At 54.1% G+C, this 12,518-nt stretch carries 13 protein-coding genes and 1 pseudogene; 5 read left to right on the forward strand and 9 right to left on the reverse strand.

What is annotated here, in order from left to right; all coding sequences use genetic code 11:
- Positions 1–58: 58 nt before the first annotated feature.
- Positions 59–1,255: an MFS transporter gene (locus tag AB4P92_RS02690; protein ID WP_210625164.1), complete on the reverse strand. Its 1,197-nt coding sequence runs from the start codon at positions 1,253–1,255 to the stop codon at positions 59–61.
- A 359-nt stretch (positions 1,256–1,614) separates the two neighbouring features.
- On the opposite strand from AB4P92_RS02690, the gene AB4P92_RS02695 reads away from it, so the two are divergent.
- Positions 1,615–2,574 (forward strand): EamA family transporter, encoded by a 960-nt coding sequence (locus tag AB4P92_RS02695; RefSeq protein ID WP_395598808.1) that lies wholly within the window; start codon positions 1,615–1,617, stop codon positions 2,572–2,574.
- Between the two features lie 80 nt (positions 2,575–2,654).
- Here AB4P92_RS02695 and AB4P92_RS02700 read toward each other — a convergent pair whose 3' ends face one another.
- Both AB4P92_RS02700 and AB4P92_RS02705 read right to left on the reverse strand, forming a co-directional pair.
- Positions 2,655–3,929, reverse strand: a complete 1,275-nt coding sequence (locus AB4P92_RS02700; RefSeq protein ID WP_395598809.1) for an ABC1 kinase family protein — start codon at positions 3,927–3,929, stop codon at positions 2,655–2,657.
- A gap of 41 nt (positions 3,930–3,970) precedes the next feature.
- Complete coding sequence (locus tag AB4P92_RS02705; RefSeq protein WP_395599650.1) at positions 3,971–4,435, reverse strand: DUF3429 domain-containing protein; 465 nt, start codon at positions 4,433–4,435, stop codon at positions 3,971–3,973.
- 583 nt (positions 4,436–5,018) lie between these two features.
- Here AB4P92_RS02705 and AB4P92_RS02710 point away from each other — a divergent pair.
- Positions 5,019–6,635, forward strand: a complete 1,617-nt coding sequence (locus tag AB4P92_RS02710) for an arylsulfatase (protein WP_395598810.1) — start codon at positions 5,019–5,021, stop codon at positions 6,633–6,635.
- A 386-nt stretch (positions 6,636–7,021) separates the two neighbouring features.
- Here the strand turns inward: AB4P92_RS02710 and AB4P92_RS02715 are convergent, their stop codons facing one another.
- Together AB4P92_RS02715 and AB4P92_RS02720 are read right to left on the reverse strand one after the other, a co-directional pair.
- Positions 7,022–7,825 (reverse strand): 2OG-Fe(II) oxygenase, encoded by an 804-nt coding sequence (locus tag AB4P92_RS02715; protein ID WP_261735249.1) that lies wholly within the window; start codon positions 7,823–7,825, stop codon positions 7,022–7,024.
- Between the two features lie 79 nt (positions 7,826–7,904).
- Positions 7,905–8,714 (reverse strand): glycosyltransferase family 2 protein, encoded by an 810-nt coding sequence (locus AB4P92_RS02720; RefSeq protein ID WP_395598811.1) that lies wholly within the window; start codon positions 8,712–8,714, stop codon positions 7,905–7,907.
- 619 nt (positions 8,715–9,333) lie between these two features.
- Between AB4P92_RS02720 and AB4P92_RS02725 the strand changes: the two genes are divergently transcribed.
- Positions 9,334–9,558: a hypothetical protein gene (locus AB4P92_RS02725; protein WP_395598812.1), complete on the forward strand. Its 225-nt coding sequence runs from the start codon at positions 9,334–9,336 to the stop codon at positions 9,556–9,558.
- A 6-nt stretch (positions 9,559–9,564) separates the two neighbouring features.
- Here the strand turns inward: AB4P92_RS02725 and AB4P92_RS02730 are convergent, their stop codons facing one another.
- From AB4P92_RS02730 to AB4P92_RS02740, 3 genes and pseudogenes are all read right to left on the reverse strand, one after another.
- Positions 9,565–9,987 (reverse strand): DUF4952 domain-containing protein, encoded by a 423-nt coding sequence (locus AB4P92_RS02730; protein WP_395598813.1) that lies wholly within the window; start codon positions 9,985–9,987, stop codon positions 9,565–9,567.
- 678 nt (positions 9,988–10,665) lie between these two features.
- On the reverse strand, positions 10,666–10,800 hold the full coding sequence (locus AB4P92_RS02735; protein WP_258558330.1) for a hypothetical protein: 135 nt from the start codon (positions 10,798–10,800) through the stop codon (positions 10,666–10,668).
- A 105-nt stretch (positions 10,801–10,905) separates the two neighbouring features.
- Positions 10,906–11,130, reverse strand: a pseudogene (locus AB4P92_RS02740) (putative 2OG-Fe(II) oxygenase); the annotation flags it as partial.
- Between the two features lie 103 nt (positions 11,131–11,233).
- Between AB4P92_RS02740 and AB4P92_RS02745 the strand changes: the two are divergent.
- Entirely contained in the window at positions 11,234–11,443 is a 210-nt protein-coding gene (locus AB4P92_RS02745; RefSeq protein ID WP_115147956.1) for a hypothetical protein, read from the forward strand.
- A 3-nt stretch (positions 11,444–11,446) separates the two neighbouring features.
- On the opposite strand, the gene AB4P92_RS02750 is transcribed toward AB4P92_RS02745, so the two are convergent.
- Positions 11,447–11,860, reverse strand: coding sequence for a cupin domain-containing protein (locus AB4P92_RS02750; protein WP_047303372.1), 414 nt, complete (start codon positions 11,858–11,860; stop codon positions 11,447–11,449).
- 276 nt (positions 11,861–12,136) lie between these two features.
- On the opposite strand from AB4P92_RS02750, the gene AB4P92_RS02755 reads away from it, so the two are divergent.
- Positions 12,137–12,517: a RidA family protein gene (locus AB4P92_RS02755; protein ID WP_042558925.1), complete on the forward strand. Its 381-nt coding sequence runs from the start codon at positions 12,137–12,139 to the stop codon at positions 12,515–12,517.
- Position 12,518 lies beyond the last annotated feature (1 nt).

Consider the following 12,518-nt stretch of genomic DNA (forward strand, 5'->3'; position numbering starts at 1 on the left):
GTGCCATCAGGCTGCCGCTCCACTTCTCGGGGGGGGCGATGATGTGCGCATGAGTATGTCAGGCCGTCACGTTCGACTCGGCAAGATGAACTTCAGTGGCACTGCGACCCGCCAGCCAGGCGAGCATGGACGCAGCAACCAACACGGCCGCACTGAGCTCGAAGGTGGCTTTATAACCGCTCAGATCAAACGCCAGCCCGCCAACGATCGCCCCTCCTGCGATAGCCAGTTGGACGATGGCCACCAGCATACCCCCGCCGGTTTCCGCATCATCGGGAAGCGTTTGCGCCAGCCATGTCCACCATCCAACGGGAGCGGCCGTAGCGACCAGCCCCCAGAGGCCGAGCAACACCGCGGTCAGCCACGGCGACGCGCCGAAGTTCACTAAAGCCAGCGCGATGGCAGCCATAATCAGAGGGATAACCGTCAGCGTGCGGTAGAGGCTATTGCGGATGAATTTTTCGATCAGAAAGGTTCCGATCAAACCTGAAAGCCCCAACCCCAGCAGCATGAAAGACAATGTCGAGACGCTGACACCGGTCACCCCCTCAAGAAACGGGCGCAGGTAAGTGAACAGCATGAACTGCCCCATGAAAAATACGCTGACGGCGACCATTCCCAATGCGACCGGCAACTGTTTCATCAGTCGCAGGGCGTTGCCGCTGCCTGTCGGGCGCTCTGTCTTGAAGGACGGCAGACTGATCATCAGCCACACGGCCGCCAGTGCGGCGACAGGAACAACACAGAAAAACGCACCGCGCCAGCCGATCAGCGAACCCAGGAAGGCGCCTGCTGGGGCGGCGATTACCGTAGCGAGCGCGTTGCCACCGTTGACGATGGCCAGCGCACGGGAAACCTGATTTGCCGGCACCAGACGCATCGCAGTTGCCGCCGACAATGACCAGAAGCCGCCGATGGCGATGCCGATCAAGGCACGCCCAGCCATGAATGACGGGTAGCCCGGCGCCAGCGCGACGATCGTGCCGGACACGATCATCAGCAAGGTGAGGCACAGCAGCAACTTCTTGCGTTCGACGCGAGCAGCGATCGATGCAATGACCAGGCTTGTGATCAATGCAAAGGCACCGGACACAGAAATCCCCTGCCCTGCCTGGCCTTCGCTGATGTGCAGGTCTGCCGCAATAGGCGTCAGCAGGCTGACGGGCATGAATTCTGAAGAGACCAACGCGAATGCGGCCAACGACATGGCCAGCACGGCGCTCCAGCCGCGTTTTTCTGTAGAAGGGAAAGTCATGGGAATTACCTGTGGTGCCAGAAGCGTGTTGATGTGATGCGCAGGGGTTCAAGGGGTTTGTCGCCGGCGTGAGCACTCCCCCGTAACAGATCGACACATTCTCCCGGTCAATCGGCTCGGGCCCTAGTGCATTCCTCTTGAATGCTTGCCTATTCCTGTGAGGATGCAGGGAGAGGCAGCAGCGAACCTCCACCAGCATTTGCGCCATTCCACCGGCATGAGCCTCAGTAGCAAAGTGGTTCGGACGCCGCACGCCTTGCCCGACCTATCCGATTGCGGTACAAAACGAGCAGTTGTACGACAACATAACAATAACCCGCACGCCATCCCGAATGGCCGAGCACTGTTCGAGATCTGCCATGCCCCGCTCTACCCTTGCGCAAACAGCTCCGACACCCTTCCCCCGCCACCTAGCCGTGATCATTCTTCTGTGCATGGGCTGTGCTTTCGCCGGCAACCATGTGGCGGCACGAGTCGCTTTTGATGATGGCGCGGGGGTGTTGCTGGCGATCTTGCTGCGCTCGGGCGGGACTTTACTGGTGCTCGCCATCCTGGTGCTGTGGCAACGGCAAAGCCTGCGTCTGCCGGCAGGTGCCTGGCGCTGGCAATTACTGCTGGGTCTGCTGATTACCGCGCAAAGCCTGTGTCTTTACTCCGCCGTCGCTCGGATCCCGGTGGCGTTGGCGCTGCTGGTGGCCAACGTGTTTCCCATTCTGCTGGCGTTGCTCACTTGGGCGATGGGCGGCCCGAGACCGACCGCGCGCACCGCTGCGCTGATGGGTTTGATTCTGGTGGGGCTGGTGTTTGTGCTGGACGTGCCCGGACGTCTTTCGTCGACGACCGGCGTCGGCCCGGAATGGTGGCTGGGCGTAACGCTGGCATTCTGCGCCGCCAGCGTGTTCGCCTGCGCGCTGTGGATCACCGACCACAAGTTGTCTCAGGTACGCGGCTCGGCGCGCAGTCTGTTGACCATTTTTATCGTCTTCAGCAGCATTAATCTGGCAGGACTGACGGGCGCCTTCCCAAGCGGACTGAACCTGCCCGCGACCTCCACCGGATGGCTGGCACTTACCACGCTGGTGGTGCTCTATGGCACCGGTTTCATCGTCCTTTTCATTTCCGTGCCTCGGCTGGACATGCCACGCAATGCGCCGGTCATGAACATCGAGCCGTTGGCGACGTTGTTGATGGGCTGGATTGTGCTGGACCAAATGCTCAGCACAGGGCAGGTTCTGGGCGGGGTGATTGTGGTCACCGGCATCGTATTGCTGACGTATCGCAAATCAACTATCAAGGCTGAAGCCAAAGCTGTCGTGTGACAATTGCTCGACAGCGAAGCGATGTGCAACTGAAGTGACCAGACGTAAGCCTGCCGGTATATTTTTCGTTCGGGAATCGCTCAAATTACATAAGGCTCGAATAGGCATCGCACATCCACCCTCGCCTTTAGCTTCGAGGCCAACAAGTACAACCCACCCACCTTGCGATGCAGAAACAGAACATCCACCGGTGGCGTGTGCCAGAAGTCACGATCAGCACCCAGTTGCCACCCTGCATCGCGCAAGCGTCCTGCGAGGTCAGACATCGCAAAGTCATAGGCGCCTTGATACCGCAGTGGCTCGCAGGCCTGGGCAATGAGGTCGGTCAGCAACAACCGATGCCTGGCCAGGGTTTCATGCTGAAAGTAGCCCACTTCCAGCGCCGCCTCGGTGATGGCGGCGCGGTCTTCATGCAGGCCTGCAACTAGCAGTTTGCGAAATGCCTCGGTGCTGTTGCGGCTATAAAGGCGCGTGGCACCGAAGTCGAGCAATACGATCTTCCCGGTGTCTTGCTGATAAAGGTAATTGGCAAAATTGGGGTCGGTCTGGACGCACTGAAACTCAAACACCTCGCGCAGAAGCAGGCCGAACAGCAATGTCACGATCCGGTCGCGCTCTGCCTGTGGCGCGTGTTCGAGGCTCTCCAATGCGGCGCCGTCGGCGAAGGACATCACCAGAATGTTCGGCTTACTGAATTCGGCATACCCACGAGGAACCAGAAAGTCCGGACTGTCGGCTAACAGTTCATGAAAGCGCTGTAAGTGCTGAGCTTCTTTCAGGTAATCGGCTTCATTTTGCAGTTGGGACTTGGCCTCCTGGAGCAGTGCTGTGACGTCCATGCCGGGAGGCAGCAGCCCGGACATGCGCAGCAAAGCAGCGACGTTATCTACATCACTGGAAATACTTTCGCGCACACCCGGATATTGCACCTTGATCGCCAGACGTTGCCCGTCTTTGCTTTTCGCAGCATGAACCTGGCCGATGGATGCCGCCGCCAAAGGCGTGAAGGAAAACCGTTCGAAGCGTCCTTCCCAGCCCTTGCCCCAACTTTCGTCAAGGACTGCTACCAACTGGCTCATGGGCATCGGATGCGCGTCGGAGCGCAGACGAGAAAGTATGTTGCTCAGCTCGCTCGGTAACAAATCACCCGCATCCATTGATAACAACTGCCCAACCTTCATGGCCGCACCACGCAATTGCGACAGTTGCTCGGCCACCCGTTGCGCATTACCCGGGGTCAACAGCAGATCACTGAACGCCGGACGTTTACCTTGAGCCAACTGCCGCACACTTTCGGCCAGCATGCCGCCCGCCACACCGGAGGCCAAACTGCCAAAACGCAATAGCCGCGACAAGCGACTGCCTGGCACTGCAGACGATTCGGGCCGGCGCGGTTTCACGAAAAAATGACTACAGCGATTGCGCCAATAAGCAGGCAAACGCTAGCCACCGCTGTCAGGCGAAATCGCATCGGCAGGTACCAGGCGTCTAGGTTCACAGCCCGGACCAACTGCCGGTCTTGCCAGAAGTGGACGAGAAATCCGACGATCAGCAGCAAGCAACCCACTGACACCGGCAGTAACGTGCTGAGCCAAGCGATAAGCGCCGGGATGACGCTCCATATAAGCCGGTCGCGGCGCAATTCGGCACTCATGTTTTGCACTGACATGGCGAAGCCCCAGTGCAACGCGCCGACGAAGCTCAGGATGACCGCGCCATAGTTGACCAGCGCCACCGCCAAAAGCGGCCGATATTCCACAGATGTGAGGATGAGTAGCGCAAGACCAATAAACGGCAGCAAACCACCGTAGCCCAGCAGGACAATATGCCTTGGCGGCGAGATCGAAGACGACACGTTCATTTCAACTGCTTCCACTGCCCGATATACAAGACTGTAGACCCAAAAGCCCTGGCCTGATGCCAATGCTTTTGACCTGAACACTGGGTCAGACTCCTTTCCATAAAGAACCGGCCGTTTGGGTCTTTTTCTGCCCTTGGTGACGGGTAGTAGTCGGCCAATAGCGGGCGTTCGAGAATCGTGCGCTCGCAGTCATGTCGGCACCTGGCTAACCGAATCAATCACTTTGTCGATAATTAAAATGGCCGCCGGATCACGGGCCCTTTGCTCGAAGCAGCCATTCAGGCTTCGAAGCACTAACAGCCTCCAGAAGCGTTCGTGTTTGCTCAGTAATTTCAAACTGCACAGGGACACTCGATGATGCGAAAAGAAGATTTATCTTTACCTGGATACGCGGCCCCTGGGCGGATGGGGTGCCACCATCGATCTGACGGTAGAGCTGTAAAGCCCATGAAACAACAGCTTACAGTCGAGAAACTAATACTGGATTATTAGCAATTCGTACCTACGCTCTTCACGGGGGATGCACTTTAAGGACGGTCGGGGGCTCGTCTCAGGTACTCACGCAAGTACGCAGGAGCTCAACATGAACCGGACAAAGTTATCAACGGCGTTCGCTGTATCAATACTGTTGTCTGCAGTGGTTTTCCCCGGCCTCTCTCAAGCCGCCGACAAAACAGCCCCTAACATTGTAGTCATCATGGGTGACGATATTGGCTGGTCCAACATCGGTGTCTACAACCAAGGCATGATGGCCGGTCGAACACCGAACCTCGACCAGCTGGCGGCTGAAGGCATGCGTTTTACCGACTACTACGCCGAGGCCAGTTGTACCGCCGGGCGGGCCAACTTCATCACCGGCGAACTGCCGATCCGTACCGGGATGACCACTGTTGGGCAGGCCGGTTCTCCCATTGGTATTCCCGCCGAAGCCTTGACCATCGCTACAGCGCTGAAATCCATGGGCTATTCCACGGGCCAGTTTGGCAAGAATCACCTAGGCGATCTCAACGAATTCTTGCCCACCGTGCACGGGTTCGACGAATTCTTCGGCTACCTCTATCACCTCGACGCCATGGAAGACCCGTCGCACCCCAACTATCCGCAGGAGCTTCTTGCCACCGTTGGCCCGCGCAATATGGTCCACAGTTGGGCGACCACCACCGATGACACCACAGTCATGCCGCGCTGGGGCAAGGTCGGCAAACAGAAAATCGAAGACGCCGGCACGCTCTATCCGGAACGGATGAAAACCATCGACGAAGAGATTCGCGACAAAGCCTTCGCCTTCGTCGACAAGGCCAAGCAGGACAACAAACCGTTCTTCCTCTGGCTGAATCCGACCCGCATGCACATCGTTACGCACCTGTCTGACAAGTACGAAGCCATGCGCAACTCGCAAAATGGCTGGTCGGAACAGGAAGCCGGCATGGCACAGCTCGATGATATCGTCGGGGACGTCATGGCCAAGCTGAAAAAAGACGGCATGGATGACAACACCATTGTCATTTTCACCACTGACAATGGCGCGGAAAACTTCACTTGGCCGGATGGCGGCACCACGCCGTTCGCCATGGGCAAAGGCACCGTCATGGAAGGTGGATTCCGGGTTCCGGCGATCATTCGTTGGCCTGGCAAGGTACCGGCCAATCAGATTGCCAACGGCATCATTTCGGGTATGGACTGGTTCCCGACCCTGGTCGCGGCGGCCGGCAACCCGAACATCACTCAGGAACTGCTCAAAGGCAAACAACTGGGCGACCAAACCTACAAGGTGCATCTTGACGGCTACGACCAGACACCGATGATCACGGGCAAGGGGCCGTCGACCCGTAACGAAATTTTCTATTTTGGCGAGAGTGCGCTGGGTGCAGTGCGAATAGGCGACTACAAATATCGCTTTATTGACCAGCCAGGCGGCTGGATGGGCGCCAAGGTGGCGGTCGACGTACCGATCCTGACCAACCTGCGCCTTGACCCCTTCGAACGTATGGGTTGGCCGGAGAATCAGGCAGCGCAAGGGTCGCAGCAGTATTTCGACTGGTTCAAGTACCAGTTCTGGCGCTTCGTGTTCGTCCAGCAGCAAGTCGCCAAGCTGGCGGAAACGGCTATCGAGTTCCCGCCGATGCAAAAAGGCGCGAGTTTCAACCTCGATTCGGTAAAAGCCAAGATCGCTGCGGCCCGGGCGGAGATGGCCAAGTAAGCAGTCGGGTAAACGGGTGGTCGGTGTTCGGTGTTCGCCACCCGTATTTATATCGCCATTGTCCAATGGCGCAGGGTTGAGCGTTAAAACCACCTGGTTGAATGCCTTGAGCAAGCGTGGTTCACCACTGCGGGGGAATCCCGATTGAGGTTGACTGAATTCCGCGGGGCGTGAAGTTGCGGGTCAGCAATGGCTGAAATTGACCGGAGTTTGCCAATTGCGAAGGGCCGCAACCGACCCAAAGCCGACAGCCGGTAATGCCGCGACTGTGAAACGAGTGAAGAGATCAACAAGTGACTGCATAGCTGCGATTGAGCGTGCAAAGCGAATGCGGATTCGCAGGTTAAAGCTTAAAAAGCACGAACTCAATCGACTGGCTGTATAGCTTATTTTTTCTTCTTGAATATTTTATTCATATAGTACTTGAGGCTGAAACGATCTTTCGGCCGAGGTTTGTAGTGAGTTTTGTTTCTTTGAGTGGGATCGATCGCCAAGGTACTGGCGGTATAGTAATAAAGCGCTATCGACCTGCGGGTGATGTGCTCTGGGGTTGTTAAAGGCTCTGGGTGCCCATGATTGCTGTCTTTGTCTGTATTGAAAATGACGCAGCGATTGTAAACAGGCAGGATTTTCTTAAGGCAGGTCTTCATCTGGATGTCCCACAATTCCAAATTGCCCCCATATTCTTCTTTCCAGTCCTTATTTAGATAAATAATGATATTCAGCCTGCGCTCGACATTAAGCTTTTTATTGAGCCTGAAGTCCGAGTGCACCCCCAAAAAACCACCACTTTTCGTTTCATGCAAACCACCGCCGGTAAAGTAGGGGTCAGGTATCAATCCTTCGATGCCTGTTAACTTCTCGAGAAATTGCAGCATGGGTGCGGAGTTGAAAGCATTGAAAATAGTCTTTAAAAATGGAGAGCATTCATTTGGGCTGATTTGGCGTTTTCGTTGCCCTTTATAGCCGCGTTCGTAGAGCATTTCGTTGTTGGTTGGTTCGACCGGGAAATTTGAGCAAATACCTGCAATCAGATCTTCATGCAAGAAATTTTCGATGACTATGTGCGGAAATGGCGTAGCCTGAATATAGTGACTAGCCAATGAATCACCAAAGGCGCTGGCGCTGTTCTGGTCGAAATCAAGCTCAGGTGAAAGTTTCATGGGTAGTGTTTGAGTAATGACTGCCATTGTTACTCCGATATTTAATACAACGACTTGTGGTGACTAAAGCAAATTCGAACGCACGGTTCGTGCATGCCCGTGTGGTTTAATCATTACTGTTAAATTTGTTCAGGCGCTTAAGTATATTGTTGTACATTCTGGTTCGTCTATGAGTCTCTCCATAGCCGCCAGCCGCTGCGACAGTGCCGGACTGGATATGATCGAGATAGCTGAAAATTTTACGTGGCGATAAAGACTCAATGACATAGCCAAGCTCGATCATGCGGTCTTGAAGGGTATATCCAGGAACACGATCATCCATCGAAAAGTGCATGCCATGCTGTTTTACAAGTTTGCAGTTCCACAATGTGCAGAAGCTCTTCAAATAGACTTCTCTATAGGGCTTTGGTGCTCTGGATCGTAATCCAAAAGAGATTTTAAGGCGTCTATAGTGATGTTTTAATAGTCGAGAACTAAAGCGCCAAGCAGTTCTCGCAGCGCCTCGATTTATTTGCTCTACACACCCAACGGCTACGACTTTTTTGTTTTTTATGCATTTGTTCAGCATCATCGGAAAGACATTTTTATCGAAAATAAACGTATCGGTGTGCATCAAGAATAAGTAATCAGTTTCAATTCGCTCCAAAACCAGGTCGAGTGCTTTGCCGTGTGCGATATGGCCTAGTTCTGGTTCAGAAACAGATCGTTCGATTAAATTGATCCAATCAAGTGTTCGTAAGTACCGGGTGCTTTCATCGGCCGAATAGTTGTCAACCACCCATATTGGGGCACCGTTGCTACCAAGGTGTTGGCGCAATAACTCCAAGCATATCTTAGTGATTTCTGGTGTTTTGTAATTCACTATGACTATACTGAAGTTTTTTGGGGGATCAGTCGGTGGGTCAACGTCATTCATTTTTTAGCTCTCAATTATATTGTATTTATATGTGGGCTTGTAGAGTCTGTATCCGGTTTAGAATTTTGTCTATCCGAGGCCTTACGCATCTTTAAAGATCACTATTAAAGTCGCTTTGTCATGCACTAAACTCACATGATTTACTCGCGCCTGATGAAAGCAGCAGATACCGTCCACATCGTATTCTGATCCACTCTACAGGTAAATATCCCCGAAATAATTCGTTACATCGAAACGCTATCCAGGTATGCCCACCCGGTAGCTTCGAATATGCACAAAGCTTCAGATCTGACACAGCTGAAGCTATCATTCGTGCTGCACGATTAAAGAGACCCTCCGCAATCGATGGCTAAAAACTGCAATTACAGCTTTCAGGCACTTCGACAATCCTTACAAGCGCCTTCGCCGCGAGACAATTGAGTAACGAGTTTGTCAGCAACGAGTATAGTCAATGGATTGATGCCGCGCTCTCGAGCGCGGCGATCGTCCGCTTCTGGCCCTGAGTGTGTAAAAACGTCAGATTGGGTTTTCTATACTGACGCTAGAAAACGCGCACCGATCTGCTGAAGCATTGGAGGTTTTGCCGCAGCAGCAGCGCTCTCTTGGAGAAGCGCTGACCATGATCGTTGAGATGATCGTCGCCGAACACAGCGTTGCGCCGGCTCATAACAAGGCAATTGAGGAGGTGTTGCCAGGCGCTGTTCGTCAATTCGATGAGGATCAAGCACATTTACAGAAGCGGTTTTCGCAAGTATTGAACCCGTTCATGCGCAACGTCCCGCACCCGAATCTTTCGATCTACTTAATGGGCATCGCGGCACACGTGATCATCCATATTTACTAACTGTGCTCAGATCTCTTCGGTATTGATGGATACAGTGATGTTGAAGAATTTTATTTCTGACCACGAATTACGTTTGTTCACCGGCGTCTCCTCGGAGCCCATGCCGAGCAGATACCATCGCTGGTTTTTTTTATCGCGATAAGAATAAAATGTTGAGTCCCAGCCGCAGCAGATAAACCGGAGCATCGGAAGGTTGAAAGTCTGGTTCATGTATTTTTCCGCTTCAAGGGCGTCTGAGCCTTTTACGCGGTACCGAGCAATGAGAGGCTTTCCCTGTTCATCATTGTTTTGAGTGCATTCCACGTACTCTACAAAATCAGGCTTGTTGCTTAGTTTTGCCAGAAAGTCATCGCATCGAGGTTTAGCCATCGCGCAGCTGGCAAGCATTGAAAAACTTATCAAAAAAAGCAAGGAGATTAATCTGTTCATTTATTTTTCCACGATAAGTTTGCCAATGTATTTCCCTCTGCCGTTTTTCATGCGCTTATTAATTAAGTAGCCGTAGGTATCATTCCACTTCAGTAATTCTTACAAGGTCACGCATCCCTCTGATAAATGACCGATGTGAATATACCGACTGCTATTCCCTGTTGTGCCTTCAACCTCAATCAGGAACCTGACGTCATTGCAGCGTACTCTTCCTGGGCGTGCGGCCTTGTAACCGGCTGTAAAAATATTGGCATGAGACTGATCCGGAGCCCCCTAGCCTCCCCGGTCAATCTCAGCGTCGTAATGGCAGCCACGGTTGTTCCGCTCAGAAACATCGCGGGGGCACGCAGGATCAGTCCCGGTATCAACGTGACCAAAGGCACGCCTAACAGATACCAGGAACCTAGATAAAGCGGACTGCCAGCCGTGCTTGCGTAAAGCAGCAAAGGACAGATCAGGAAGATGGCGAAGACAAGATCACTTCGAAAGCTCACTGGCATTTCCCGGCCCTCGTTAGCAGATGCGTACTTGCAGTGACAGGATAGTTAACGAGGAGGATTTCGTCGGTTCTACTGGTACTTCGAGAAACAGTGCGGATTTACTGATGGTGCAAGCACGAATTTGCGCATAAGGAGCCGGCGGCGAACTGTTGGTCCAGGCCGCCGGCATTGAGGATCGCTACTCTACGGTGCAGATCCAGCGGTGGTTCTGCCGGTAAGGCGCGCGGGTGAAGTGGACGTCTGAAACCAGATTCATGCCGCGCTCCTGGAGCGCTTCGGCCAGTTGTACGAGTGTCTCTGCCTGGATAGTCATCGCTGTTACCTCATCAGATTTACTGCGCTCATAATTCTTGACCGAACAGGCAACTGACTAATTCAAATTTTCTCTTGGGCTTGCACGGGCTGCCCTGAACAGGCTTCAAGCGCCAAAGTTAAACGCAATGGAAATCCGCGGCCTCGTTCCTTCATAACGTTTCACCGAGTGCATCAACCACGACGGGAACATGAGGAAAGTGCCACTTTGGGCAACACACGTAGTGCTAAAACCCGCACTGAGGCAATCTTCAACTCTCATGCGTAAAGCAGGATTGTAGGTCGATGCAACCATGCCGCGGGGGTCGATGAATTCCAGATCACCGCCCACATTAAAAAAGTTAAAGCACGTTGGCGCCATGTTGCCTTGAACTTCACGGCACGCAGGCATCGTGCTAAAACGGCAGCTACCCGTTTTGCAGGAAAGTCACCGAATGCCCAGGATACAACCGGCCAGTAAAGAGGCCGCAACCGCCGCAGACATCGAGCGATCAATCCAGGCGCTAAACAAAATGGCCGAACGCTTGTGGGGGGATGGTCGAGAAGCGGAAGCCAAAGCCCTTCTCGACGCACTTGATGCACTAAACCGCGCGCTCGACCGGATCCGGATTGGCGAGAGTCGCCGGGTTGTGACACTGCACTAAACCCTATGGCTTGAGAATCAACAGCGGGTCGCCCTTCTTCACGATGTAAGTCGCCAACTCCGAGCCCTTGTCAGTACCGATGTTCTTGGCGATATGCGCCACACCCTCAGGAATAAACAGCGAATCACCGGCCTTCAGCGTCACGGGCGCCCTGCCCTCAAGTTGATATTCAAATGTGCCGCTGATCACGTACGCGACTTCCACGCCCGGATGCGCATGACGTGGCGAGGTCACGCCGGGTTCAAAATCGACTCGTGCCTGAATCACTTCGCGGTCGGCAGCGCCGAGATCCTGGCGAACCAGATCAGTTCGGCTCAGGCCTTGCTGCCAGCTTTTAGGCTGCGTATCGGCGGCGTGTGCGATGCCGATCATCGAAGCAAGTATGGCGGCAGTAGTCAGGAACAATGGACGGCGCATGATGTTGCCCTCTCAAACTCAGTGGTGTGTGGTGACGCCACTTTGAACAGGGCTTGTAGTGCTGATGTGTCGTGAATTCTTGGTTTGTTATTGGCGTGTGTACCCGGCCGGGATTGATACACGCTTATACAAACGTTTCGTCTTTCTGTCTGTGTGGGAGCGACCGCCTCTGAGGTGCGAAGCGTGACTGGCCTCCATTCGATTGACCAAACGGGCCATGTCGGCAACGAATCTGTAAACTGCGGCGATCTTTACTCGCTCAGACAAGGGACCCACATGGCCAACCAAGACATCACCTTCACGCCCGATCCGGATGCCGAGTCCATTTCTTCCGACGTCGCGACCTTCGGCGGGATCATGGTTTCCACCCAGATTCCGACCCGTGCCGATGGCAGCCTGGAACTGGGCGGCATCACCGAGCAAAGCGAATGCACACTACAAGCGCTGAAAGTTGCACTGGAACGCGCGGGCAGTTCGATGGACCGGGTCATGCATCTGACCATCTACCTCACCGACATGGCTGATCGCGCCGCGTTCAACGAAGTTTACAAGCGCTTCTTCGCCAAACCGTGGCCGGTGCGGGCGGCGGTTGGTGTTGCCTCGCTGGCCGTCGAAGGCATGCGCGTGGAAGTGACAGCGATGGCTGCCAAGGCCTGAT

The sequence above is a fragment of the Pseudomonas sp. A0308 genome, assembly GCF_044218815.1.
Lineage (GTDB): Bacteria > Pseudomonadota > Gammaproteobacteria > Pseudomonadales > Pseudomonadaceae > Aquipseudomonas > Aquipseudomonas iridis.